General features: G+C 59.1%; 22 protein-coding genes. 8 read left to right on the forward strand and 14 right to left on the reverse strand.

Annotated features, from left to right (window positions below; all coding sequences use genetic code 11):
* The first annotated feature begins 9 nt into the window (after positions 1–9).
* A complete protein-coding gene (locus AC1RN6_RS01225; RefSeq protein WP_493002455.1) occupies positions 10–1,533 on the forward strand; it encodes a leucyl aminopeptidase in 1,524 nt (507 codons plus the stop codon).
* Positions 1,534–1,602: 69 nt separating this feature from the next.
* Here the strand turns inward: AC1RN6_RS01225 and AC1RN6_RS01230 are convergent, their stop codons facing one another.
* On the reverse strand, positions 1,603–2,229 hold the full coding sequence (locus AC1RN6_RS01230) for a hypothetical protein (protein WP_493002456.1): 627 nt from the start codon (positions 2,227–2,229) through the stop codon (positions 1,603–1,605).
* Positions 2,230–2,439: 210 nt separating this feature from the next.
* Entirely contained in the window at positions 2,440–2,676 is a 237-nt protein-coding gene (locus AC1RN6_RS01235) for a transcriptional regulator (RefSeq protein WP_493002458.1), read from the reverse strand.
* 86 nt (positions 2,677–2,762) lie between these two features.
* Here AC1RN6_RS01235 and AC1RN6_RS01240 point away from each other — a divergent pair, with 86 nt between their 5' ends.
* A complete protein-coding gene (locus AC1RN6_RS01240; RefSeq protein ID WP_493002460.1) occupies positions 2,763–3,461 on the forward strand; it encodes a S24 family peptidase in 699 nt (232 codons plus the stop codon).
* A gap of 3 nt (positions 3,462–3,464) precedes the next feature.
* Here AC1RN6_RS01240 and AC1RN6_RS01245 read toward each other — a convergent pair whose 3' ends face one another.
* A complete protein-coding gene (locus AC1RN6_RS01245; protein WP_493002462.1) occupies positions 3,465–4,682 on the reverse strand; it encodes an MFS transporter in 1,218 nt (405 codons plus the stop codon).
* A gap of 251 nt (positions 4,683–4,933) precedes the next feature.
* Here AC1RN6_RS01245 and AC1RN6_RS01250 point away from each other — a divergent pair, with 251 nt between their 5' ends.
* From AC1RN6_RS01250 to xth, 4 genes are all read left to right on the forward strand, one after another.
* The gene (locus tag AC1RN6_RS01250) at positions 4,934–5,404 is read left to right on the forward strand and encodes a winged helix-turn-helix transcriptional regulator (RefSeq protein WP_493002463.1); all 471 of its coding nucleotides are present in this window, start codon (positions 4,934–4,936) and stop codon (positions 5,402–5,404) included.
* Between the two features lie 84 nt (positions 5,405–5,488).
* The gene (locus AC1RN6_RS01255) at positions 5,489–6,238 is read left to right on the forward strand and encodes a MipA/OmpV family protein (RefSeq protein ID WP_493002465.1); all 750 of its coding nucleotides are present in this window, start codon (positions 5,489–5,491) and stop codon (positions 6,236–6,238) included.
* Between the two features lie 25 nt (positions 6,239–6,263).
* Positions 6,264–7,202, forward strand: a complete 939-nt coding sequence (locus AC1RN6_RS01260) for a dienelactone hydrolase family protein (protein ID WP_493002467.1) — start codon at positions 6,264–6,266, stop codon at positions 7,200–7,202.
* Between the two features lie 125 nt (positions 7,203–7,327).
* On the forward strand, positions 7,328–8,092 hold the full coding sequence (xth, locus tag AC1RN6_RS01265; protein WP_493002468.1) for an exodeoxyribonuclease III: 765 nt from the start codon (positions 7,328–7,330) through the stop codon (positions 8,090–8,092).
* 218 nt (positions 8,093–8,310) lie between these two features.
* Here xth and AC1RN6_RS01270 read toward each other — a convergent pair whose 3' ends face one another.
* The 10 genes from AC1RN6_RS01270 to AC1RN6_RS01315 form a co-directional block, all read right to left on the reverse strand.
* Complete coding sequence (locus tag AC1RN6_RS01270) at positions 8,311–8,709, reverse strand: cupin domain-containing protein (protein WP_493002470.1); 399 nt, start codon at positions 8,707–8,709, stop codon at positions 8,311–8,313.
* 106 nt (positions 8,710–8,815) lie between these two features.
* Positions 8,816–9,628 (reverse strand): AraC family transcriptional regulator, encoded by an 813-nt coding sequence (locus AC1RN6_RS01275; RefSeq protein WP_493002471.1) that lies wholly within the window; start codon positions 9,626–9,628, stop codon positions 8,816–8,818.
* Positions 9,629–9,669: 41 nt separating this feature from the next.
* A complete protein-coding gene (locus tag AC1RN6_RS01280; protein ID WP_493002473.1) occupies positions 9,670–9,933 on the reverse strand; it encodes a hypothetical protein in 264 nt (87 codons plus the stop codon).
* Between the two features lie 12 nt (positions 9,934–9,945).
* Complete coding sequence (locus AC1RN6_RS01285) at positions 9,946–10,437, reverse strand: arsinothricin resistance N-acetyltransferase ArsN1 family B (protein WP_493002474.1); 492 nt, start codon at positions 10,435–10,437, stop codon at positions 9,946–9,948.
* 97 nt (positions 10,438–10,534) lie between these two features.
* A complete protein-coding gene (locus tag AC1RN6_RS01290; RefSeq protein WP_493002476.1) occupies positions 10,535–12,433 on the reverse strand; it encodes a propionate--CoA ligase in 1,899 nt (632 codons plus the stop codon).
* Between the two features lie 297 nt (positions 12,434–12,730).
* Positions 12,731–13,126: a hypothetical protein gene (locus tag AC1RN6_RS01295; protein ID WP_493002477.1), complete on the reverse strand. Its 396-nt coding sequence runs from the start codon at positions 13,124–13,126 to the stop codon at positions 12,731–12,733.
* Between the two features lie 123 nt (positions 13,127–13,249).
* Positions 13,250–14,443: a 2-methylaconitate cis-trans isomerase PrpF gene (gene prpF, locus AC1RN6_RS01300; RefSeq protein ID WP_493002479.1), complete on the reverse strand. Its 1,194-nt coding sequence runs from the start codon at positions 14,441–14,443 to the stop codon at positions 13,250–13,252.
* A 32-nt stretch (positions 14,444–14,475) separates the two neighbouring features.
* Positions 14,476–17,085 carry a Fe/S-dependent 2-methylisocitrate dehydratase AcnD gene (gene acnD, locus AC1RN6_RS01305; protein WP_493002480.1) on the reverse strand — a complete coding sequence of 870 codons (2,610 nt, stop codon included), beginning with the start codon at positions 17,083–17,085 and terminating at the stop codon, positions 14,476–14,478.
* A 110-nt stretch (positions 17,086–17,195) separates the two neighbouring features.
* Entirely contained in the window at positions 17,196–18,356 is a 1,161-nt protein-coding gene (prpC, locus tag AC1RN6_RS01310; RefSeq protein WP_493002482.1) for a bifunctional 2-methylcitrate synthase/citrate synthase, read from the reverse strand.
* Between the two features lie 98 nt (positions 18,357–18,454).
* On the reverse strand, positions 18,455–19,336 hold the full coding sequence (locus AC1RN6_RS01315; RefSeq protein ID WP_493002484.1) for an isocitrate lyase/PEP mutase family protein: 882 nt from the start codon (positions 19,334–19,336) through the stop codon (positions 18,455–18,457).
* Between the two features lie 245 nt (positions 19,337–19,581).
* Here AC1RN6_RS01315 and prpR point away from each other — a divergent pair, with 245 nt between their 5' ends.
* Together prpR and AC1RN6_RS01325 are read left to right on the forward strand one after the other, a co-directional pair.
* Positions 19,582–21,225, forward strand: a complete 1,644-nt coding sequence (gene prpR, locus AC1RN6_RS01320; RefSeq protein WP_493002486.1) for a propionate catabolism operon regulatory protein PrpR — start codon at positions 19,582–19,584, stop codon at positions 21,223–21,225.
* Positions 21,226–21,541: 316 nt separating this feature from the next.
* The gene (locus AC1RN6_RS01325; protein ID WP_493002488.1) at positions 21,542–22,834 is read left to right on the forward strand and encodes an MFS transporter; all 1,293 of its coding nucleotides are present in this window, start codon (positions 21,542–21,544) and stop codon (positions 22,832–22,834) included.
* 219 nt (positions 22,835–23,053) lie between these two features.
* Here AC1RN6_RS01325 and ntrC read toward each other — a convergent pair whose 3' ends face one another.
* On the reverse strand, positions 23,054–24,547 hold the full coding sequence (gene ntrC, locus AC1RN6_RS01330; protein ID WP_493002490.1) for a nitrogen regulation protein NR(I): 1,494 nt from the start codon (positions 24,545–24,547) through the stop codon (positions 23,054–23,056).
* Positions 24,548–24,578: the final 31 nt, after the last annotated feature.

The following is a 24,578-nucleotide window of genomic DNA, read 5'->3' on the forward strand; positions in this document are numbered from 1 at the left end:
GGACAAGCGATGGACTTTAGCATAAAAACATTGGACGCAAAAACCTCCGTCACCGCTGCCAAGACCGGCACGCTCGTGGTTGGCGTCTTTGAAAACCGCAAGCTGACATCGGCTGCGCAAGCATTGGACAAGATGGGCGCGATTGCCAACGCGCTCAAATCCGGCGACATCACCGGCAAACCCGGCTCTACCCTGTTGCTGCGCGGCGTGACCGGCGTTGCCGCCGAACGCGTGCTGCTGGTCGGCCTGGGCGCAGATGAAGAGATTACGGACAAAAGTTTCTCATCTGCAACACAAGCCGCGGTGCGTGCGCTGACAACCGTCGGCGCCAATGACGCGCTGGTCGTGCTGCCGCTGGACAAAATCAAGGGCCGGGATACCTCCTGGGCCATCCGTGCTCTGGTGCTGGCGGCACGCGACAACAATTACCGCTCTGACGCCATGAAGAGCAAAAAAGATCCCGCTCCGACCGGCGTCAAAAAAATCGCCATCGGCGTCTCCACAGCGGCAACTGCAGTTGCCAAGACCGGCCTGGCCGAAGCCGTCGCGCTGGCCAATGGCATGGAACTGAGCAAGGATCTGGCCAACCTGCCGGGCAATGTCTGCACTCCGACCTACCTCGCCAATACGGCAAAGAAGCTGGCCAAGGAATACAAGCTGGGCGTTGAAGTGCTCGACCGCAAGCAGCTGGAAGCGCTCAAGATGGGCAGCTTCCTGTCGGTCACCAACGGCAGCGACGAACCGCCGAAATTCATCGTCCTCAAACACCTGGGCGGCAAGGCCAAGGAAGCCCCCACCGTCCTGGTCGGCAAGGGCATCACCTTCGACACCGGCGGCATTTCGCTCAAGCCGGGCGCAGCCATGGACGAGATGAAATACGACATGTGCGGCGCCGCTTCGGTGCTGGGAACCTTCCGCGCCATCGCCGAGCTGCAACTGAAGCTCAACGTCATCGGCGTCATCCCGACTTGCGAAAACATGCCGTCGGGCCGCGCCACCAAGCCGGGCGACATCGTGACCTCGATGTCGGGCCAGACCATCGAAGTGTTGAACACTGACGCCGAAGGCCGTCTGATCCTGTGCGATGCGCTGACCTATGTGGAACGCTTCAAACCAGCAGCAGTGGTCGACATCGCCACGCTGACAGGCGCCTGCGTGGTCGCGCTGGGCCATCACAACTCCGGCCTGTTCACGCGGGAAGACGACGCTCACGATGCGCTTGCCAATGACCTGCTGGCAGCCGGCAAGACCAGCGGCGACACCGCATGGCGCATGCCGATCCAGGATGTCTATCAGGAACAGCTGAAGTCCAACTTCGCTGACATCGCCAACATTGGCGGTCAACCTGCCGGCAGCGTCACTGCCGCCTGCTTCCTGGAACGCTTCACCAAGAAGTACACCTGGGCGCATCTGGACATCGCCGGCACCGCGTGGCGCGGCGGCGCGACCAAGGGCGCCAGCGGCCGTCCTGTGCCGTTGCTGACGACTTTCTTGCTGAACCAGGCGAAGAAAGCTCAAAAGGCGCGCGCGTAAAGCGTATAGCGCCGGTCACAGCAGCATGCAAAGCCGTCATCCTCAACGATGACGGCTTTTTTATTGGAGCTAGCGTGCGAACAGCGACACCAGCAACAAGCCACCGCACAGCACGCCCGGTACTGCGGCAAAATATAATTGCCACGGCATGGTGAGATGATGTCTCCGGCTACGGCGAAACCACGCCGCCAGCATGGTCGCCAGCAACAGCACCGGAATCGCCGCCAACAACATGTTCAATACGTCGCGATAGGCTTGCAAGTTCACTGCTTGCGCAAAGCTGAACAAGCAATTCACGAAATCGCTGCCGATGTTCAGGATATGCACATCGAGAATGTCCAGTGCATTGACGGCGACAAACAAAAGCAAGTGCGTCGGCACCGCCAGCGCGATAACAAGCAGCCATTCGGACCGTCGTAACGCGATCCCGGCATAAGCGTCACCGGCGAGCTTGCGGGCTAGCCTGCGATTGCCTTCCGTCAGCACCACCAGCGGCAGATAAAGAAGTCCGAACAAGGTTGTCGCGCCAAAGAAGGTCTCGCCGATGCTGCCCTTGTCCTCCCGCATCAGGTAATCCTGTATCAATACAAAAGCCGCGAGTCCGGCACCCAAGCGCCACCAATGCCGCTGCGTGTATTGCCAGTAAAAGATTGCCGGCAATATCGTAATCGTCACGACGACGAGTACGGCCAACATGATGGGCAACACCTCAGATGCATGTCCATCACGGGGAATCCACTGCAACAACGATGTCGCCTGTGCGGCATAAAAACCGGGTGTACGGCACGAGGCCGGAAGAAAGAAATACATAGCGGGGGAAAGGGGGAAAAACAAAAAGTAGGCGAAAAGCAGACAACCCAGCGGCTGCCAACCAAGTCCTCATATCAACCGGCGCCGGCAATGGCGTCACTCACCGCCTCTTTCCAGCAGTTCCGGCCATAGCTTGCTCCAGTCGTCCGGAAACAGCATCTTGCGTGTGACGGCGCCCTGCGATTCGCGCTCCAGACAAACGGCGATCAGCGGTGAACACGGACGATTGCCGTAGCCGATCTGGCGCAGGTAATCAAACGACGTACCGCAGCGCGCAGCAAGTTCGCTGCGCTTTTCGATCGGCAGAGAATTGAGATAAGCGATCAGTGTCATATTGATAATTTAGCATTTGCTACAAACAAGTCAAGCAAAAGCTAATTTACCAAATGCTAAATTTGCGTTCAAATGCCGTCATGGATATGCATGAACATCGACGCAACAGGTTGCAGGCGCTTATCGAGGACCGCTATGGTGGCGATCGCAAAACCTTCTGCGACGCCATCGACATGAGCGAGTCGCGCCTGGCGCAACTGCTCTCTTCGTCCTATCGGAGCGGTCAGGGCTTTGGAGAAAAAGCGGCGCGTACCCTGGAACAAAGACTAGGACTCAACGCCCTCTATTTCGATCTGCTGGCAGTCGGCGAAAGCACCGCGCACCATGTCTACCAGATGCGTGCCAGAACCGATGCGAAGACGGGCGAGGCGGTCAGCATTCATCAGGTCAGCCTGAAACTGACGGCCGGCTCGGCGCGCTTCAAATCTGTGGAAGTGGAACCGACGCTCTGTGTGTGGCGGTTTCCGACGAGCTGGCTCAAAGACCGCCACCTGTCTGCCGACAAGCTGTTCGCGATCAGCGTCATGGACACCAGCATGGCTCCGGTGCTGAAAGACGGTGACGTAGTGGTCGTCAATACGGGCGACACCGGTCTCAAGGACAATGCGGTCTATCTCATCAACTACCAGGGCGAAGCGGTCATCAAACGCCTGGAGCTTGATTTCGGCCGATGGTACCTGACCTCCGACAACACCAGCCGCCAACAATATCAGCGCCACGAATTCAACGGCAAGCAAGACATCATCATTGGCCGCGTCATCCTGATGGCGAGCGACCAGATCTGACGATCATGTCAACGTAGCCGGTCTGCCTGCGCTATCAGGCATATGGCGCAAGCTCCAGCTCCAGAACAGCAACGCCAGCAAACTCACGCCAGCGCCCAGCAACGACACGCCGCTCCAGCCCCACGCAGCGAACGCCGCCGTCGACATGACCGCACCGGCGCCGCTGCCAACCGCATAGAAGATCATGTAACAAGCCACCAACCGGCTATGCGCATTGGTATTCGATCTGAATATCATGCTTTGGTTAGTGACGTGAATGGCCTGCGCCGCCAGATCCAGCATGACGATGCCCGCTGCCAGCGCCCACAGGCTGTGCGGCAGCATCGCCAGCGGCAGCCAGGAACCCGATAGCAGCAGCAACGCCATGCCGCTGGTCCATTGCCCTTTTCCACCGTCCGCCAGCTTGCCGGCCCGGGCCGCACCCAGAGTACCGACAACGCCAATCAGGCCGAAGGCGCCGATGGCCGCATGCGAGAGCGCATACGGCGGCATGCGCAACGGCAGCACCAGCGCGCTCCAGAAGATATTCATCACCGCAAACATCAGCATCGCAATCACGCCGCGTATCTGCAGCACGCGGTCCCGCCACATCAACTGAACCATTGAAGCAAGCAATTGAAGATAGGACAGACGCTCATTCGTTGCCGGGATGTGAAGATGTCGTCCGGATGCGCCATGCCGAGGCAGACGTCCCTGCAGCAACAGCAGCAGTATCGCCGCCAGAATCCCCGAGACCACATAGACCATGCGCCATCCCGCGATATCGGCAACAAACCCCGCCATGGTTCGCGCCAACAGCAGGCCGATGACCACTCCAGCCTGTGCCGTACCGACTACCCTGCCGCGTTCGTCCGGCCCGGCCAGCGTTGCCGCGTAAGCGATCAACCCTTGCGTCATGGCCGTCCCCAGCATGCCGACCGCCAGCATTCCCACCAGTAACAGAAAAGGAGACGAAGCCGTCGCCACGCCAGCCAACGCGGCCAGCAGCAAGAACAACTGCGTCAGCGTGAGTCGCCGCCGGTCCAGCAGATCGCCGAGCGGTACTACCAGCACCAGCGCCAGCGCAGATCCGATCTGGGTCGCCGTAATGACGATGCCCACCGCTGCCTGCGTAAAACCGAATTCGGCGGCCAGTGCATCCAGCAGCGGCTGGGCGTAATACACGTTGGCGACACTGATGCCGCAGGCCGTCGCAAACAGCAGCACCATGGCGCGAGACATGGAGGAGGCTGTCGGCGCCGAAGCCTCAGCCGCAGCCTCCCGCCCCTCCGGCCGCCTCCCGGGGACTACGTCGTCCGACAGACAAATACCATCCCCTCCATTGTTTTCGGTCATCCGATCTCCTCCTTGGCGGCTTGTTTAGCCTGTTTCCGACGCAATCCCAAACTAGTTTCAAATTGAAACTAGTTGAAGTGTAGGTGAGCGAGTTCTAAAATGCAACCATTGGTCACACATGAGGAAGCAGCAAAACAATGGCAAAGCGGAAAAGTCTGAAGAGCGATCCTTGCCCGGTGGCGCGATCCATCGACGTCGTCGGCGACCGCTGGGCGCTGTTGATTATTCGCGATGCCTTCGATGGCATGCGGCGTTTCGGCGAGTTCCAGAAAAGCCTGGGCGTGGCCAAGAACATCCTCTCCACGCGCCTGCGCGACCTGGTCGAGGCCGACATCATGGAGATCGTCCCGGCCTCGGACGGCAGCGCTTATCAGGAATACATCCTCACGCCCAAAGGCAAGGAATTATTTACGGTGGTGCTAGGCCTGCGACAATGGGGCGAAGGCCACCTGTTCAAGAAAGGCGAAGCCTGCGCACCGATGGTTGAGCGCGACAGCGGCAAGCCCGTGCCCAAGATAAAATTGCACACCTGCGACGGCAAGCCGCTGAAACCGGAAGACACCGTCATCAAAAGAAAAACAAAACGCGCGGAAGCCAAAGCACAATAAAGCGAAGCCGTGCCGTTCGCCACAGCCACAGATAACAGAATAGAGAAACCGGGCTTTCCGGTTTCATCAACAAGAAAGTCAACCATGAACAAAACTTTGCTCTGCACGCTGCTCCTGTCGTTTGCCGGTCATGCGTGCGCGCAAGAAGCTGCTCCCGATGCCGGCCTGCCCGATCATCTGACCGGCGACATCGGCCCGGGCGTGTTCCGCCTGGAACGCAACATTCTCGGCAAGAGCGACAAGACGTCGGTTCTGCCCTATGCATATTTCGACTACAAACGCTTCTTCGCCCGCCTGGATACTTTCGGCTTCAAGACTGTGAAGATGGGCGCCGGCTACCTGGAACTGGCAGCGCGCGTCAATTTCGACCACATGGACGCCGAGCGCGGCCTGAACCGCCGCTCCAACTCCGTGCCGATCGGCATCGGCACCTTGCAGGAAACACGCTTCGGCGCCTTCTTCCTGAACGCCTTCTATGACGTCAACAAGTCGCATGGCACGCTGCTGGAAGCCATCTATGCCGCACAGGTCGACGTCGGCCGCGCGCATATTTATCCGCAAGTGGGTATCGAACGCCGCAGCGCCTCCTACAACGATTATTTCTACGGCGTCACCGCATCGGAATCCACTGCCAGCGGTTTCCGCCAATACCATGCCGGCGCATCGACCACACCCATGCTCGGCCTGACCATTGAAATGCCGATCGCCGAAAACTGGGTAGGCAATATCACCTTCCGCCGCAAATGGCTGGGCAACGGCATCGCCAACAGCCCGATCGTCAATCACAGCACCGAGAACATGGGGCTGGTCGCGATCAACTATCACTTCAAGTAATCCCTGCGCGATGTGGATGCGGCAGATGCCCGTCCATCGCAGCATCGTTCCAAGAGCGGTCATTGCACTGCTGGCGACGCTGTTCTGGAACATGCCGGTGACCGCATCCGCAGCGCCTCCCGCCACGGTCTACTTCCCCTCGGGAGATGGCGCCGAACTGGTGGGTTACCTGTTCCAGCCGCCCGGCGGCGGCAACCTACCGCATCCCGCCATCGTCATGCTGCATGGACGTGGCGGCCCCTACTCCGGTAACGTCAACGCGAAGTGTTCCCGTGTCGGCCGCAACGTTGTATCGCCCTGCAATGCGGGCACGCTCTCGCAGCGGCACAAGATGTGGGGAGAATACTGGGCCAGTCGCGGTTATCTAGCCCTGCACGTCGACAGTTTCGGCCCGCGTGACCGCGCACACGGCTATGGACGTAACTCGCACGACCTGCCCGAACGCCAGGCAGTCAACGAAATGACGGTGCGCCCTCTCGACGCCGAAGGCGCTCTTGCCTATCTGGCGGGGCGCGACGACGTGCGCAAGGACCGCATCATGCTGCAAGGCTGGTCCAATGGCGGCAGCACGGCCCTCAATGTGATGTATCGCCAGACGCAGGGAAATTCATCTGCGGCTCCCCAGCGTTTCCGCGCCGCGCTGGTGCTGTATCCCGGTTGCGGCTCTCGCTCGCTACTGACACGGCGGTATCGCAGCGACACCGAGGTATGGGTTTTCCTCGCCGACAACGATGAAGAAGTTTCTCCGCGCAACTGTCTCAACATCATGCCCGTGAACGATGCGAAAAACCTGGTCAAGGTTATTGAATATCCAGGCGCCACCCACGACTTCGACGATCCTGGGCGAGCGAGGCAATCCATTGCGGAGAACCGTGCTGCAAAAGAGGATGTCATGCAACGAGCCGCCCTTTTAATCCAGTCGCTCGCCATCATTGCCGCTCCATCTGCTGAAAAAGGCAATTAGCCGCGCCTTGCCGGACAGGATTTCCGATGGATGGGGTAATATCCCTCTTCATCATTTTTACCGCTTATTCTTTCCGGCCAGGCTCTCCGCCTCCGAAGACTTCTGTACAAAGGCTTAGTTTGCTCATGAAAATTGCGACATGGAACGTCAACTCTTTAAAGGTCCGCCTGCCTCAGGTTCTGCAATGGCTGGGCGACAATCCCATCGACGTCCTGTGCCTGCAAGAAACCAAGCTGACCGACGACAAGTTTCCGCTGGCGGAAATCAATGCCGCCGGCTATCAGGTTGTCTACACGGGCCAGAAAACTTACAACGGCGTTGCCATCCTGTCGCGCCATGCCATCAGCGATGTGGTCAAGAACAACCCGCTGTTTGAAGATGAACAGCAACGCATCATTGCAGCGACCATTGAAGGCGTGCGCTTTGTCTGTGCCTATATTCCCAACGGCCAGGCGCCTGATTCGGAAAAATTCCAGTACAAGCTGAAATGGCTGGCGGCATTGCACGAGTGGCTGGCGCAAGAGCAATTGCAGCATCCCAAGCTGGCCCTACTGGGCGACTACAACATCGCGCCGGAAGACCGCGACGTGCACGATCCGGCAGCATGGGTCGGACAGAACCTGGTATCGGAGCCCGAACGCGCAGCCTTCCAGCATCTGCAAAAAATGGGCTTCACCGACGCTTTCCGCATGTTCGAACAGCCGGAAAAACTCTTCAGCTGGTGGGACTACCGCCAGATGGGCTTCCGCCTCAACAAGGGGCTGCGTATTGACCACATCTTGCTGACCGCTCCTCTGGCGGCACAATGCACCGCATGCGTGATCGACAAGGTGCCGCGCAAATGGGAACAGCCTTCTGATCACACACCGGTCGTCGCGACTATCGGCTGATGTTGCCGGCCACACAAAAACAAAGCCCGCTGATGTGGCAATGCCATTCGTTTTCCTGACGCAGTCGTCCCGGCGCACGCTGGGACCCCGCGCCGTAAAGACGGTCGATACGCCGCGGGATCCTGACTTTCGTCAGGACGGCAGTCGTAGTGATTCGGTACATAGACTTAATTGAACGGCATTACCGCTGAGCGGGATTTGCTGTTTCCCGGAAGCTCTCAAATCCAGATATCGTTCTGCCGCGTCCTGTCGCTCTCTTCGCTGCCGGTATTGACCACACCGCGCGGCTCGACCAGCAGGATCTTGGTTTCGGTCTCGGCATACGGCCTGTGCTGAACGCCCCTGGGAATGACGAACATTTCACCTGCGCCGAGGTGCACCGCGCCGTCGCGGAAGTCGATACGCAACTTTCCCTCAAGGACGATGAATACTTCATCGGTATCGGCATGATCGTGCCAGATGAACTCGCCTTCCAGTTTGGCGAGCTTGAACTGGTAATCGTTCATCTCGGCGATAACGCGCTGCGACCACTGCTCGCTGAACAGCGACAGTTTTTCGGCAAAATTGATGGCTTTGTAATCGCGGTTCGCGGCGGCGGGTGACGTGCTTGCGGACATGTTCTGCTCCTGTATCAATCAATAACAAGGAGCCAGATTACGCAGACTATCCGGTACGGTCTTGAACGATCGTGCAACTTCCTGTGAGGGTCTTACCTCCCCAGATTTACCCGCCCGGCTTCACCATCCGCAACCAGCGTGCCGGTGCGATGCCGTAGGTCTTGGTGAACAGCCGCGTCATATGGCTCTGGTCCGCGAAACCCGCCGTCGCGGCGACTTCGGCCAGAGACTGGCCTTGCGCCATGAGGCGGCGCGCCAGGTCCAGACGGCGCATGCTCAGGTAGCGATACGGACTGGTGCCGAAGAAGCTGCGGAAATCGCGCGTCAGGCTCCAGCGGTCACGGCCGCAGGAGTGTGCCAGCTCGTCGAGCGTGAGCGTGCGATCGAGTGCGGCGTGGATGTATTCGCGGGCGCGTTGTGCCGCCTGGAAATCCGCGGCATGGCGGCGAGGACGCTTTCCCGATACCGCATTCATCGCGGCAGCCAGCTCAAAAATGCCATCGTCCTGCTGCAGCGGTTCGACATTGCCATCCATTTGCGCCAACAGATTTCTGAGGGCGTGGAACATGCGCGGATCGGTCGAAATACCGCCCTCGATATAGGGCAAGGCGACGCCTCCAAGCGCGTCCTGCAGCACCGAAGGTTCGACATACAGCATGCGGTAACGAAAGCCTAGCTCGGTGCCTGCCTGGCCGTCATGCGGCTCGTCGGGATACAGCGCCATGGTGTTGCCCGGCAAGCTGTTGCGCAAGGATTTCTTGTACTGGAAAGACTGCACACCCGCCATGGTGATGCCGAGCGCGTAGGTGTCGTGGCGATGCATAGCGTAACCGCTGCCATGGAAGAAGGCTTCGATGCGCTCAACACCGGACGACTGCGTGCGCAATATCCAGTCTTTGCCCTGATCCCGTTTTTCCATGAATGCTCCTGCCAATGCTGTTCTGCTACGTTACTGCGGCGTTACTCCTTATCCTTCTTCACCAACTGCTTTTCGAAAGCTGTGTCGAGCTTGCTGATGCGCTTGGGTTTTTGCGGCCCGTAGGCGTTGACGAAAGCAACAAATTCATCAAGCGGCAACGGCTCGCTGAGTTTCTCGACCGGATTACCGGCAACACGCTGCACCAGAAAAAACAATTCGCTGGACGTGCGCACCATCGAATATTGCCTGGTTTCTGCACGCGTGTTCAGGCGCTCAATGGCGCCCGTTGCTCTGGTGGATCTCATGCTGCCTCCTCCTTACAGGATCAGTTGCCAGTAGGCGACGTCGATCCATTGATCGTGCTTCTTGCCGACCTCGGCGAAATGCGCGACTTTGACGAAGCCCATCTTCTCGTGCAAGGCAACGCTCCCTGCATTCGGCAATGCAACACCGCCCATCACCGCATGCACGCCGAGCGCCTTCAGTTGCGCGAACAAGGTGCCATACAGCTGGGAACCGATGCCCTTGCCGCCGCTGCCCTGCGCCATGTAGACCGAACTTTCAACCGAATGCTGATACGCCTTGCGCACCTTCCATTTGGTGGCGTAGGCATAACCAAGGATACGCCCCTCTTCCTCATACACCAACCACGGAAATTGCGAGGATATCTCGGTGATGCGGCCTTCCATTTCGGTGACCGAGACAGCTTCCAGCTCAAAGCTGATGACGGTGTTCAGAACGTAGTAGTTGTAAATTTCACAAATAGCGGCAGCATCGGCGACAGTCGCCGGGCGAATCGAAAGGCTCATGGAGGATGGCGAGGAGGAAAATTTGATAACACGTAGTGTAACCAAATTGCGGGCGTCTGGCTTATTCAGAACGATCAGCCAAGACGCCCGGACAAGCTCAATTCTGCAGCGCCGCCTTGATTTGCTGCAACGAACTTGGGTCTTCGATCGTCGTCAGGTCGCCCGGATCGCGGCCTTCGCAAATTGCCTGGATCGAGCGGCGCAGCAGCTTGCCGGAGCGCGTCTTCGGCAGCAGACTGACGAAGTGCACGCGCGACGGCCGGCCGACGGCGCCGATCTGTTTGTCGACCACCCGCATGATTTCCGCTTCCAGCGCCTGACGGCCTTCCTGCGTGGCGATACCGTCGGCTTTCTTCGGAATCACGAAGGCGATGGCGACCTGCCCCTTCAGCTTGTCTTCGACACCGACCACGGCGACTTCCGAGACATTGGCATGGCTGGAAATGCTCTCTTCGATTTCGCGCGTGCCGAGACGGTGGCCGGCGACGTTGATCACATCATCGGTACGGCCGAGGATGAAGTAGTAGCCATCCTCGTCGCGGATGCCCCAGTCGAAGGTCGAATACACCTGCGTCCGGAAATTGGACCAGTAAGTATTCACAAATCGATCGTCGTCGCGGTACACGGTCTGCATGCAGCCCGGCGGCAGCGGCCCTTCGATCACAACCACGCCCTTCTCGTTAGGGCCGCACAGCGCGCCGGTGGATTCGTTCATGATGTGCATCTTGTAGCCGTACAGCGGCACGCCGGGGCTGCCGAGCCGCGTCGGCTTGTCGTCAACGCCTTTGGCAATCGACAGAATCGGCCAGCCGCTTTCGGTCTGCCAGTAGTTGTCGATGACCGGAACGCCCAGCGAAGTGGAAATCCAGTTCGATGTCGTCTCGTCCAGAGGTTCGCCGGCAAGGTATAAACTCTTGAGCGAGGACAGGTCGTATTTGCTCATGAATTCCGGCGGATGTTTCTTCAGCACACGGATTGCCGTCGGCGATGAGAACATGCGCGTGACCTTGTATTTCTCCACCAGGCTCCACCAGATGCCCGCGTCCGGCGTCTCTTTAGGCAACACCGGCAATCCTTCATAAAGAATCGTCGCCATGCCCGCCATCAACGGCCCATAAACGATATAAGAATGGCCGACCACCCAACCGATATCAGAGGTGCAGAAATAGGTTTCGCCTGGATTGCCGCAGAACACATACTGCATCGATGCCGTCAGCGCCACCGCGTAGCCGCCGACATCACGCTGCACGCCTTTCGGTTTGCCGGTGGTGCCGGAGGTGTACAGGATGTAGGACGGTTCGTTCGACTCCAGCCAGACCACCGGCACTTGCTTGTCAAGATGCTGTGACCGGGCCGCGGCGTAGTCGACATCCCGTCCATCTGCGCGCGGCATCTCCGCCAGACCGCGATCCACCAGCAGGACGTGTGCCGGCTTGTGTTGCGCCAGCCGGATGGCTTCATCCAGCAAACCTTTGTAGGGCACCACTTTTCCACCGCGTGAACCGGCATCGGCTGATACGATCAGCGCCGGTTGCGCATCATCGATACGCGTCGCCAGACTGTTGGAAGCAAAGCCGCCGAACACCACCGAATGCACGGCGCCGATACGCGCGCACGCCAGCATCGCAAACACTGCTTCGGCAATCATCGGCATGTAAATCAGCACCCTGTCGCCCCGCTGCACACCCAGCGTTTGCATGGTCGCCGCCATGGCGCTGACTTCGCGATGCAATTCGCGGAAGGTGTAGGTTTTCTCGGTATTGGTTTCCGTCGAGACGGCTATCAATGCCGCCTGATCGCCACGCTGCGCCAGATGGCGGTCGATGGCGTTGTGGCACAGATTGGTCTCACCGCCGACAAACCAGCGCGCAAACGGTGGTCGCGAATAGTCGAGGGTCTTGTTGAACGGCGTATGCCAGTCGACGCGCCGGGCTTCATTGGCCCAAAAGGTGTTGGGGTCGTCAATCGACTGCTGGTAGAACGATGCGAAATTCATGATGTCTCCTCATGGCAACCGGATACACAATGACATGACGGAGATGTCATCGTGCTGTGAGTGCAGCATCTTTGCGCTGCATCTTCTTTCTGTGTTGTGTACTGCTATTGACTGTGACAGGACTTGCTTACGCCCAGCTTAATTTGTATCTAATTCACGCGCTTCTCTTATTGCCGCCAGCGACTTCAAATGGTTTTTTTGAGACGAAAAAAAAGGATGCGCGAGCATCCTTTTTTCATCATCGGATGACACGCGAATTACCTGCACTTGGACAAGCAACCGGTGTCGAACAAACGATCAACGCGTCTTGCAGTCGTTCGCCAATTGCTGGCCGATCTTCGAATTCAGCAACATCGATTTGGACGGAATCTGAATCCAGACCAGACCATCGCCCTTGTCTTCAAAACGCAGCGCTCCGGTGGAGGTCGATACCGGCGTCATCTTGTAGGTGCTGCCCTTCCATACCAGGCTCACGTTGTTGGAAGCGTCAACTTTGACTTCGACCTTATTGCCCATTTCGCAGGAAAAAGAGCCTGTCGCCAATCGTCCGGCCCAAGCAGGATTTACGGCTGCTGCAACCGGCTGCAGCGGAGCCGGCACCGGTTTGGTTTCGGTCAGCGGCACATTTTCAGATGCGCAGGCAGCCAGCAGGATGGACAGAGTCAGTACGGAAGCGCGTTGCAAGAAAGTCATGTTTTGATCCAGTGCAGGGGAAAAAGAGAATGTGGACGGCATCTTACCAACTTTCGTTCCCGTGTTCCCTTATTCCGCTTTCCCGCCACTGCATCGCAACATGCTTTCCCGCAATTGCCCTGCTCAGAACGAATCGCCGGGAACGCGCACCCAGCCTTCCATCAACACGCGTGCGCTGCGGCTCATGATGGCTTTGGTGACGCTCCACTCGCCGTCGATCAGCTTCGCTTCGGCGCCGACACGCAAGGTACCGGACGGATGACCGAAACGCACTGCAGTACGCTCACCGCCGCCCGCAGCCAGATTGACCAGCGTGCCGGGGACCGCCGCAGCCGTCCCGATGGCCACTGCCGCCGTGCCCATCATGGCGTGGTGCAGCTTGCCCATGGACATCGCGCGCACCAGCAGGTCAACATCGCCCGTAGCGACCTTCTTGCCGCTGGAGGCGACATAGTCGCGCGGCTTGGCGACGAAGGCGACCTTGGGCGTGTGCTGCCGCTTGGCGGCTTCATCGATGTGCTTGATCAGGCCCATGCGCACCGCGCCGTGGGCACGAATGGTCTCGAACATCGCCAGCGCTTTGGGATCGCTGTTGATGGCGTCCTGCAGCTCGGCGCCGGTGTAGCCGATGTCTTCCGCATTCAGGAAGATCGCCGGGATGCCGGCGTTGATCATGGTCGCCTTGAAGGTGCCGACGCCCGGCACTTCCAGGTCGTCAACCAGATTGCCGGTCGGGAACATGGAGCCGCCCGCATCGCCCTCACCCTCATCCGCCGGATCGAGGAATTCAAGCTGCACTTCCGCCGCCGGAAAAGTCACGCCGTCGAGTTCGAAGTCGCCGGTCTCCTGCACCTGACCGTCGGTGATGGTCACGTGGGCGATGATGGTCTTGCTGATATTGGCTTGCCAGATGCGCACGATGCAAGTGCCGTTGATCGGCACACGGTCGGGATCGATCAGGCCGTTGCTGATGGCGAACGGGCCGACTGCTGCGGACAGGTTGCCGCAGTTGCCGCTCCAGTCGACAAAAGCGCTGTCGATCGCGACCTGGCCGAACAGATAATCCACATCGTGACCGGGACGGCTGGACTTGGACAGGATGACGGTTTTGCTGGTGCTGGAGGTGGCGCCGCCCATGCCGTCGATCTGCTTGCCGTAAGGATCGGGGCTACCGATGACGCGCATCAGCAAGGCGTCGCGCGCGGCGCCCGGCTGCTGTGCGGATGCCGGCAAGTCCTGCAGGCGGAAGAACACGCCTTTGCTGGTGCCGCCACGGATGTAGGTGGCGGGGATTTTGATTTGCGGTACGTGGTTCATATGCATGTGTCCTGTTCAATTGAGCGGAGGCTTCAGGCTGCCTTCACCGTCGACGCCAGAAAGTCCTGTGCGAAACGTTGGAGCACGCCGCCTGCTTCATAAATCGACACTTCTTCTGCCGTATCGAGACGGCACGTCATCGGCACTTCGACGCGCTCGCCGTTCTTGCGTGTGATCACCAGCGTCAGATCGGCACGCGGCGTACGCTTGCCGGTCACGTCGAAAGTTTCGGTGCCGTCGATGCCCAGCGTCTTGCGCGTCACGCCCGGTTTGAACTCCAGCGGCAACACGCCCATGCCGATCAGGTTGGTGCGGTGGATGCGTTCGAAGCCTTCGGCAGCAATCACCTCCACACCGGCCAGACGCACCCCCTTGGCTGCCCAGTCGCGCGATGAACCCTGGCCGTAATCGGCCCCGGCAACGATGATCAGCGGCTGCTTGCGGTTGAGGTAGGTTTCGATGGCTTCCCACATGCGCATGACCTGGCCTTCCGGTTCGAGGCGGGCCAGCGAGCCCTTCTTGACTTCGCCGTTGACCACTGCCATTTCGTTGACCAGTTGCGGGTTGGCGAAGGTGGCGCGCAGTGCCGTCAGATGATCGCCGCGATGGGTGGCGTAGGAATTGAAGTCTTCTTCCGGCAAGCCCATCTTGGTCAGGTATTCGCCGGCGGCGGAATCGGCCAGGATGGCATTGGACGGCGACAGGTGATCGGTGGTGATGTTGTCCGGCAGCACTGCCAGCGCGCGCATGCCGGTCATGGTGCGTTCGCCGGCCAGCGCGCCTTCCCAGTAGGGCGGACGGCGGATGTAAGTGCTCATAGGACGCCAGTCATACAGCGGGCTGACCTTCTCGCCGTTGTCGGCCTGCACGGCGAACATCGGGGTATAGACATTGCGGAACTGCTGCGGCTTGACCGAAGACTTGACTACGGCATCGATCTCTTCATCAGTCGGCCAGATATCCTTGAGGCGGATTTCCTTGCCGTCGACCACGGCCAGCACATCCTTTTCGATGTCGAAGCGGATGGTGCCGGCGATCGCGTAGGCCACCACCAGCGGCGGCGACGCCAGGAAAGCTTGTTTGGCGTAAGGATGGATGCGGCCGTCAAAGTTGCGGTTGCCGGACAGCACAGCGGTTGTGTACAGATCGCGGTCGACGATTTCTTTCTGAATGATCGGATCGAGCGCGCCCGACATGCCGTTGCAGGTAGTGCAGGCAAAGGCGACGATGCCGAAGCCCAGCTTTTCCAGTTCGCTGGTCAGGCCGGCTTCATCCAGATACAGCTCGACAGTCTTGGAACCGGGCGCCAGCGAGGACTTGACCCAGGGCTTGCGGGTCAGGCCCAGCTTGTTGGCGTTGCGCGCCAACAGCGCGGCGGCAATCACGTTGCGCGGATTGCTGGTATTGGTGCAGCTGGTGATGGCGGCGATGATGACGGCGCCGTCAGGCATCAGGCCTTCGGCCTCCTGCGCTTGCGCCTTGTCGAGATCGACGGCGATGCCGCGTTCGGCCAGCGCCGACACCGGCAAGCGGCGATGCGGATTGGACGGACCGGCCAGCGTGCGAACCACAGTCGACAGATCGAACTTCAGCGTGCGCTCGTATTGTGCTGACGCCAGGCTGTCGGCCCACAGTCCGGCTTCCTTGGCGTAGATTTCCACCAGCTTGACCTGCTCGTCTTCGCGGCCGGTCAGCTTGAGGTAGTCGATGGTTTGCTGATCGATGAAGAACATCGCGGCAGTCGCGCCATACTCCGGCGCCATGTTGGAGATCGTGGCGCGATCGCCCAGCGTCAGTGCGGAAGCGCCCTCGCCGCGGAATTCCAGATAAGCGCCGACCACTTTTTCCTTGCGCAGGAACTCGGTCAGCGACAACACCACGTCGGTGGCGGTGATGCCGGGCTGCGGCTTGCCGGACAATTCGACGCCGATGATTTCCGGCAGGCGCATCCACGATGCGCGGCCGAGCATGACGTTCTCGGCTTCCAGGCCGCCGACGCCGACGGCGATCACACCCAGCGCATCGACGTGCGGCGTGTGGCTGTCGGTGCCGACGCAGGTGTCCGGATAGGCCAGACCGTTGTCGTTATGAATGACCGGCGACATTTTTTCCAGATTGATCTGGTGCATGATGCCGTTGCCGGGCTGGATGACGTTGATGTTTTCAAACGCCTTCTTGGTCCAGTTGATGAAATGGAAGCGGTCTTCGTTGCGGCGATCTTCGATGGCGCGATTCTTTTCGAACGCCTGCGGATCGAAGCCGCCGCACTCCACTGCCAGCGAGTGATCGACGATCAGTTGCACCGGCACCACCGGATTCACCTTGGCCGGGTCGCCGCCCTGATCGGCAATCGCGTCGCGCAGGCCGGCGAGATCAACCAGCGCGGTCTGGCCGAGAATGTCGTGGCACACCACGCGGGCGGGAAACCAGGGGAAGTCGAGTTCGCGCTTGCATTCGATGATCTGCTTCAGGCAATCGACGAGGATGGTCGGATCGCAGCGGCGCACCAGATTTTCTGCGTGCACGCGCGAGGTATAAGGAAGCGTGTTCCAGGCGCCTGGCTTGATGGATTCCACCGCGGCACGGGCGTCGAAGTAATCCAGCTTGGTGCCAGGTAAAGGTTTGCGGTTTGCGGTATTCATGGCTCGGTCCCGTGAAAAACTTTAGGTAAGAGTGGCAGCCTGCGCGCCATTTCATATTCGTGCGGCAGGCTGCAGATGTTGCGTAGTGTGTTGCTTGATGTACTGCTTGTTTATTTGCGCTTGCTGATCGGCACAAACTTCAGATCTTCCGGACCGACATAGTTGGCCGATGGACGAATGATCTTGTTGTCGATGCGTTGCTCGATGATATGCGCCGCCCAGCCCGATGTACGTGCAATCACGAACAACGGCGTGAACATCGCTGTCGGCACGCCCATCATGTGGTACGACACAGCCGAGAACCAGTCGAGGTTGGGGAACATTTTCTTGATGTCCCACATGACGGTTTCCAGACGCTCGGCGATGTCGAACATCTTGACCGAGCCGGCATCCTTGGACAGTTTGCGCGCGACTTCCTTGATCACCTTGTTGCGCGGATCCGAGATCGTGTAGACCGGATGGCCGAAACCGATCACGACTTCCTTGTTCTCGACGCGGCGCTTGATGTCGGCTTCCGCTTCGTCCGGATTGTCGTAACGCTTCTGGATTTCAAACGCGACTTCATTGGCGCCGCCATGCTTGGGACCGCGCAATGCACCGATGCCGCCGGTGATGGCCGAGTACATGTCGGAGCCGGTGCCGGCGATGACGCGGCTGGCAAAGGTGGAAGCATTGAATTCGTGTTCGGCGTACAGGATCAGCGAAGTGTGCATGGCTTTTTCCCACAGCTCGGACGGCTTTTCGCCATGCAGCAGATGCAGGAAGTGGCCGCCGATGGATTCATCGTCGGTTTCCACTTCGATACGATTGCCGTTGTGGCTGTAGTGATACCAGTAGAGCAGCATCGAACCCAGCGAGGCCATCAGGCGGTCGGCGATGTCGCGCGCGCCCGGCGTGTTGTGGTCGTCTTTTTCCGGCAGCACACAGCCCAGAGCGGACACACCGGTACGCATCACGTCCATAGGATGCGATGCCGCCGGCAGCCATTCCAGTGCAGCCTTGACGTTGGCAGGCAAACCGCGCAGCGCTTTCAGTTTGGCCTTGTAGGCTTTCAGTTCGGCGGCGGTCGGCAGCTTGCCGTGCACCAGCAAGTGAGCGATTTCTTCGAACTCGCAGCTATCGGCGACGTCGAGGATGTCATAGCCGCGATAGTGCAGATCGTTGCCGGTCTTGCCGACGGTGCACAGTGCGGTATTGCCTGCGGTGACGCCGGACAGGGCGACGGATTTTTTCGGTTTGAAGCCGGTTGCCGGTGCTTGTGGTTCGCTCATTCGTATCTCCTTGCTGATGTAGGGATGGTGCTGTTTGAATATGGATGCTGAAAGATGTTGACCGCGAAAATGCCGCTTATTGCTCGCCTATTTCTCACTTACTTGTCGGCGTATTTCTTTTCCAGCAGATCGAACATCGGTTTGTTGACCAGACGCTGGCGTTCGGCGAACGGCGTCACGAAATTCGGGTCTTCGTCCAGACGATGAGCATCGCGCAAAATGGTCAGCGCCTTTTGCATCCCTGCCACGGCGCCTTGCAGCGCGGCGTTGGCGTACAGCACGATGCCGTAGCCGAGGTCGCCCAGTTCGTCGGCGTTGAAGATCGGCGTTTTGCCGCCGATCACCAGATTCACCAGTTGCGGTTTGTCGAGCGCTTGCGGCAGGCGGCGGATTTCTTCTGCGGTTTCGGTCGCTTCGACAAACAGGATGTCGGCGCCGGCTTCGCTGTAACGGGCTGCGCGTTCGAGCGCATCTTCAAAACCATGGACGCTGCGCGCATCGGTACGCGCCATGATCAGCATACCGTCATTGCTGCGGGCATCAACGGCGGCGTGGATCTTGCCCACCATCTCAGCGCAGGAGATGACTTCCTTGCCGCTGAAGTGGCCGCAGCGCTTTGGCGAAACCTGGTCTTCCAGCTGCACCGCATCGGCGCCGGCGCGTTCCAGCGTACGGATGGTGTGACGTACGTTAAGCGCATTGCCGAAACCGGTGTCGGCGTCGACGATCAGCGGAATTTCCACGGCATCGCGAATGCGCGCAGTGTGATCAGCCAGTTCGTTGAGCCCGATGAAACCCTGATCCGGCATGCCGAAATACATATTGGTGACACCGGCACCGGTGATATACAGCGCTTCAAAGCCGAGATCGGCAATCACGCGCGCCGACAAGGCATTGAAAGCGCCGGGGACCAGCAGGCCTTTGCGCGCATTGACTTTATCGCGCAGGATTTGTTTTGTGGTTTGGGAGGCAGTATTCATTTGACGTCCTTTGATTTGAGTGGCGCGCATGTTTCAGCGGGATGGATGCCCCTGCTTATTGCAATGCGCATGCCACCTCTGCCGCTATCGAATGTTGCAACGCAAAAGAAATCGATGTTTCAGCGCAAGCCTGCGTCAAATCAATGACTTATGCCATTTTTCTCTGGAGAACGTGAAATTTTCACGGCCATACTCAGGGCATGAATGTGTTACATTTGAAACATATGAAACACTTAAGATGAAACATGAAACGTCCCACCATCGGCGCCAGAGACAATACCGACAAGCCCGTCATCTGGACCGTTTCCGTGTCGCGTCTGGTCGAACTGTTCCGCGACATCACGCTGGAGTTCGATGACCGCGCCGACATCGAACCGATCCCGCTGGGCTTTGAAGATGCGGTGCGCCATATCCGCGAACGCCTCGCCACCGAACACTGCGATGCCGTGATCGCGGCAGGCTCCAACGGCGCCTATCTCAAGAGCCGTTTGTCGGTACCGGTGATCATCGCCAAGGCCAGCGGCTTCGACGTGATGCAGGCGCTGGCGAAGGCGCGCAAGATTTCCCCCGACATCGGCATGATCACGTATCAGGAAACCATGCCCTCGCTGGTCGATTTCCAGAGCACCTTCGGTCTGAACATCGTGCAGCGCACCTACGCCACGGAAGAAGATGCGCGCTCGCAAATCAATGAACTGAAAGCGGCCGGCATCAAGGCCATCGTGGGCGCCGGCCTGATCACAGGTCTGGCGCAGGAAGCGGGACTGACCGGCATCTTCGTCTACTCCGCCGCCAGCATCCGCCAGGCTTTTGACGATGCGCTGGAACTGGCGCGCCTGACGCAACTGGAGTCGACGCGCGGACGTACCTTACCGGTAGCCGATACCTTGCGCGCCCGGCATCACCTCAACGACTTGCGCGGCGACTCGGCGGCGATGGAGTCCGTGCGCCAGTCGATCACGCTGTTTGCCAAATCGCCGGCCACTGTGTTGATCCAGGGAGAGACCGGCACCGGCAAGGAGCTGGCGGCGCAGGCCATCCATCGCGCCCATCCGCAGATGCAGGGCAAGGTGCAGGCGCATCATCCTTTCGTGGCGGTCAATTGCGGTGCGCTGGCGGAGTCGCTGCTGGAGTCGGAACTGTTCGGCTATGAAGAGGGCGCCTTCACCGGATCGCGCCGGGGCGGTCGCGCAGGCTTGTTCGAAGCGGCCCATCGCGGCACGCTCTTCCTTGATGAAATCGGTGAGATGCCCTTGCCTTTGCAAACACGTTTGCTGCGCGTGCTGGAAGAACGTGAAGTCGTGCGCGTCGGTGGCACGCGACCGATCCCTGTCAACGTACGCATCATCAGCGCGACGCATTGCGACCTCGACAGCCGCGTAAAAGAAGGACGATTCCGCGCTGACCTGTTCTATCGCCTGAGCGTGCTGCGCATGACCTTGCCGCCACTGCGCGAGCGTCCGGACGATCTGGCGCCGCTGGCGGAGTGGTGCCTGAAGAATGCACTGGCGGCGATGGACATCCGCCCGCATGCCAACCTGCACGCTGAAATCTTGCGCTGCACACCGCTGCTGGCGCGCTACGACTGGCCCGGCAATGTGCGCGAGTTGCGCAACATGATGGAACGGCTGGCACTGTTCCTGGCGGCTGAACCCTTGCAGGCCCTGACGCCCAATCTGATCGCGCGCGCTGCGCCGGAAATCGCGAGTGATGACGTATCGGCAAGGCGCACTGCAACATTGCCGGCGGCGAAACCGAGCGGTACAGCGCAAGCGGAAGAGTCTTTGCAAGAAGTGCTTGCACGCTTCGATGGCAATCGTGCTGCAGCCGCAAAATATCTGGGCATCAGCCGTACCACCTTATGGCGCAAACTGGGTGAAAAAACTTAACCCGGTTTTGCATTTCACGCGCACGTTGCACATCGCATTGCCGGCCATTTGAGACCCGTTGTTGATTCACCGGTGAATCAACCACAGGACCAATCGCACTCATTCCCGCAGAATAAGAATCGCATCATGCGACGATCTAAATGCGTGATTGACAGTCGCTCTCCCCTGCACGTATTCTCGGTCGGTTGTCTATAGACATCGGCGAATTGCGCATATTGCGCATATTGTTTTTATGCATTCCACTCATCGGAATCATGGCAGACAAATCCGTGACTACACGACACTTACCTCAACAAACTCACCAACGGGAGAACGCATGAATAATAAGAGTTCTGCAGCAACCGGCAATGATGCGTCAGTCAAGCTTCATCCACAAACGTGGCGAGCAGTTATCTCGTCTTCTATCGGCAATGCTCTGGAATGGTTTGACGTCCTGATCTACGGCGCGTTTGCCGTGGTCATCGCCAAACTGTTTTTCCCGACTGACAATGAAACGGTCTCGCTGCTGGTGACCTTTGCGACCTTCGGTGTGTCGTTCTTCATGCGTCCGCTGGGCGCCGTCATCCTCGGTGCGTATTCCGACCGTGTCGGACGCAAGGCAGCCTTGTCGCTGTCGATCGTGCTGATGACTATCGGTACTGCGATGATCGCATTCATGCCGACCTACTCCAGCATCGGTCTGTGGGCTCCGGCAGGTATCGTTCTGGCGCGCCTGATCCAGGGCTTTTCGGCAGGCGGCGAGTTCGGCAGTTCCACCGCATTCCTGGTCGAACACGCGCCGCATCGCCGCGGCTTCTTCTCCAGCTGGCAGGTTGCCAGCCAGGGTCTGAGCCTGTTGATGGCAGCCGCTTTCGGCGCCGGCCTGAACGGCTGGCTGACACCGGAACAGTTGTACTCCTGGGGCTGGCGTTTGCCTTTCCTGTTCGGTCTGCTGATCGGCCCTGCCGGTTTCTACATCCGTCGCCACCTGGATGAGTCGCCGGAGTTCGCAGAAGCAGAACGCACCGAGACACCGCTGCGCGACACCTTCGCGACTCAAAAGATGCGCCTGCTGATCGGTACCGGCAGCGTGATCATGGCAACCGTGTCGGTCTATCTGTCGCTGTACATGCCGACCTACGCCATCAAGCAACTGGGCATGCCCGCATGGTCGTCGTACGCGGCAACACTGGTCTCCGGCTTGATCATGATGCTGGCGTCTCCGCTGGTGGGCGAACTGTCGGACAAACATGGCCGCACGCCGTTCATGATCGCCAGCAGCCTGGCCTTCGTTGTACTGACCTATCCGATGTTCCTGTTCCTGACCGGCTCGCCGAGCTTCATTAATCTGCTGTTGCTGCAAATCGTGATCGGCATTCTGATGACCATGTACTTTGCATCGATGCCGGCATTGCTGTCGGATATTTTCCCGGTGCAGACGCGCGGCACAGGCATGTCGCTGAGCTACAACATCGCTGTGATGCTGTTCGGCGGTTTTGCCGGCCTGATCATTACCTGGCTGATTCAGACCACCGGCAACAAGCTGTCGGTCAGCTATTTCGTGATCTTCGGCGCTGCGTTGAGCTTCATCGCGTCGGCATCGGCACGCTATGTGTTGAAACTGCGCTGATCTTCAGCTCCGTCCGGCTCAGGCCGGACGTAAGTAAAGTCGTACGTAAAAAAAGGGCCGGATTCATCAACGAATCCGGCCCTTTTCATTTTATTGTTCATCGTGCGGTTTGCATTCTTTGCGAGGCATATCCGTGGCGATGTTTGCTTCCCTACCCCTCTACTGCTACTGCTCTCCCACTTCCCTTAACTTGTACTTGCTTGTGCCTGTACCTGTGCGTCAGTCGTCTTCAGCACCACCAATACCGAGCTCCTGAATCTTGCGCGTGATCGTATTGCGACCGATGCCCAGACGCACGGCGGCGTCGTTCTTGCGACCGTGGGTGTGCTTGAGCGCGATCTTGATCAGTGCAGCTTCAAACTGGCGACCGAGGATGTCCATGACTTCCGGACGTTCTTCGGCCAGCATTTGCGCCGCTTCAGTTTCCAGCAGGCTGATCCAGTTGCGATCGGCGCCGCCGAAGTCGCCGTCGAAACTTGCAGCCGGAGCGCCTTGCGATTCTGCCGCCGGCGCCGACGACGATGCCGCTTGCGACGACACCGGCTGGAAGTTGCTGCTGCGTTCTTCGATCAGATCTTGCGGCAGGTCCTTGACTTCAACAGTCTGACCCGGCGCCATGACGGTGATCCAGTTGCAGAGATTTTCCAGCTGACGCACGTTGCCAGGCAACTCAAGCTGCGACAGGAACTGCATCGCTTGCGGCGACAGACGCTTGGCTTCGACGCCGAGCTGACGCGCGCTTTGCGTGAGGAAGTGACGCGCCAGAATCGGCACGTCTTCGCGGCGTTCGCGCAGGCTGGGCAGGCGCAGACGGATCACATTGAGGCGGTGATACAAGTCTTCGCGGAACAAACCTTCGCGCACGCGATGTTCCAGATTCTGGTGGGTCGCCGCGATGACGCGCACATTGGCCTTCAAGGACTGATGGCCGCCGACGCGATAAAAATGTCCATCCGACAGCACTCGCAACAACCGCGTTTGCAGATCAAGCGGCATGTCGCCGATTTCATCGAGGAACAACGTGCCGCCTTCGGCTTGTTCGAAACGGCCGCGGCGCATGGCTTGCGCACCGGTGAAGGCGCCGCGCTCATGACCGAACAATTCCGACTCGAGCAAGTCCTTCGGAATCGCCGCCGTGTTCAGTGCGACGAAAGGCTGTGCCGCGCGCGGGCTGTGCTTGTGCAAAGCGCGTGCGACCAGTTCTTTACCGGAACCGGATTCACCGGTGATCAGCACGGTCACGTTCGATTGCGACAGGCGGCCGATGGCGCGGAAAACGTCTTGCATCGCCGGCGCCTGGCCGAGGATTTCCGGCGCGTTGGCGGAGGATTGCTCGACGTCGGTTTCTCGCAGGCTTTCTTCCAGCGCGCGACGAATCAGCTCAACTGCTTTGTCGACGTCGAAAGGCTTGGCCAGATATTCGAAAGCGCCGCCCTGGAAGGCCGACACTGCCGAGTCGAGATCCGAGAAGGCGGTGATGATGATGACCGGAATGCCGGGATGCTTGGCTTTGATGGTCTGGAGCAGTTCCAGACCGGATGCGCCAGGCATGCGGATGTCGGAAACCAATACTTGCGGCGTGCCGGTCTGCAATGCTTGCATCGCATCACGCGCGCTGGAAAAACTTTGTGTGGCGAGATTTTCTCGCGCGAGGGCTTTTTCCAATACCCAGCGTATCGATTCGTCGTCGTCAACAATCCAGATCGGTTTCATAGTCTTATCTTTTCCTGCTTTGGTAGCGTGT

This window comes from Herbaspirillum sp. GW822-FHT03A08, from assembly GCF_058801885.1.

What these genes read in the sequence shown, in the direction of transcription:
- AC1RN6_RS01225 (WP_493002455.1), top strand. Translation starts at nt 10, where the DNA reads ATGGACTTTAGCATAAAAACATTGGACGCAAAAACCTCCGTCACCGCT.
- AC1RN6_RS01230 (WP_493002456.1), bottom strand. Translation starts at nt 2,229, where the DNA reads ATGTTGGCCGTACTCGTCGTCGTGACGATTACGATATTGCCGGCAATC.
- AC1RN6_RS01235 (WP_493002458.1), bottom strand. Translation starts at nt 2,676, where the DNA reads ATGACACTGATCGCTTATCTCAATTCTCTGCCGATCGAAAAGCGCAGC.
- AC1RN6_RS01240 (WP_493002460.1), top strand. Translation starts at nt 2,763, where the DNA reads ATGCATGAACATCGACGCAACAGGTTGCAGGCGCTTATCGAGGACCGC.
- AC1RN6_RS01245 (WP_493002462.1), bottom strand. Translation starts at nt 4,682, where the DNA reads ATGTCTCGCGCCATGGTGCTGCTGTTTGCGACGGCCTGCGGCATCAGT.
- AC1RN6_RS01250 (WP_493002463.1), top strand. Translation starts at nt 4,934, where the DNA reads ATGGCAAAGCGGAAAAGTCTGAAGAGCGATCCTTGCCCGGTGGCGCGA.
- AC1RN6_RS01255 (WP_493002465.1), top strand. Translation starts at nt 5,489, where the DNA reads ATGAACAAAACTTTGCTCTGCACGCTGCTCCTGTCGTTTGCCGGTCAT.
- AC1RN6_RS01260 (WP_493002467.1), top strand. Translation starts at nt 6,264, where the DNA reads ATGCCCGTCCATCGCAGCATCGTTCCAAGAGCGGTCATTGCACTGCTG.
- xth (WP_493002468.1), top strand. Translation starts at nt 7,328, where the DNA reads ATGAAAATTGCGACATGGAACGTCAACTCTTTAAAGGTCCGCCTGCCT.
- AC1RN6_RS01270 (WP_493002470.1), bottom strand. Translation starts at nt 8,709, where the DNA reads ATGTCCGCAAGCACGTCACCCGCCGCCGCGAACCGCGATTACAAAGCC.
- AC1RN6_RS01275 (WP_493002471.1), bottom strand. Translation starts at nt 9,628, where the DNA reads ATGGAAAAACGGGATCAGGGCAAAGACTGGATATTGCGCACGCAGTCG.
- AC1RN6_RS01280 (WP_493002473.1), bottom strand. Translation starts at nt 9,933, where the DNA reads ATGAGATCCACCAGAGCAACGGGCGCCATTGAGCGCCTGAACACGCGT.
- AC1RN6_RS01285 (WP_493002474.1), bottom strand. Translation starts at nt 10,437, where the DNA reads ATGAGCCTTTCGATTCGCCCGGCGACTGTCGCCGATGCTGCCGCTATT.
- AC1RN6_RS01290 (WP_493002476.1), bottom strand. Translation starts at nt 12,433, where the DNA reads ATGAATTTCGCATCGTTCTACCAGCAGTCGATTGACGACCCCAACACC.
- AC1RN6_RS01295 (WP_493002477.1), bottom strand. Translation starts at nt 13,126, where the DNA reads ATGACTTTCTTGCAACGCGCTTCCGTACTGACTCTGTCCATCCTGCTG.
- prpF (WP_493002479.1), bottom strand. Translation starts at nt 14,443, where the DNA reads ATGAACCACGTACCGCAAATCAAAATCCCCGCCACCTACATCCGTGGC.
- acnD (WP_493002480.1), bottom strand. Translation starts at nt 17,085, where the DNA reads ATGAATACCGCAAACCGCAAACCTTTACCTGGCACCAAGCTGGATTAC.
- prpC (WP_493002482.1), bottom strand. Translation starts at nt 18,356, where the DNA reads ATGAGCGAACCACAAGCACCGGCAACCGGCTTCAAACCGAAAAAATCC.
- AC1RN6_RS01315 (WP_493002484.1), bottom strand. Translation starts at nt 19,336, where the DNA reads ATGAATACTGCCTCCCAAACCACAAAACAAATCCTGCGCGATAAAGTC.
- prpR (WP_493002486.1), top strand. Translation starts at nt 19,582, where the DNA reads ATGAAACGTCCCACCATCGGCGCCAGAGACAATACCGACAAGCCCGTC.
- AC1RN6_RS01325 (WP_493002488.1), top strand. Translation starts at nt 21,542, where the DNA reads ATGAATAATAAGAGTTCTGCAGCAACCGGCAATGATGCGTCAGTCAAG.
- ntrC (WP_493002490.1), bottom strand. Translation starts at nt 24,547, where the DNA reads ATGAAACCGATCTGGATTGTTGACGACGACGAATCGATACGCTGGGTA.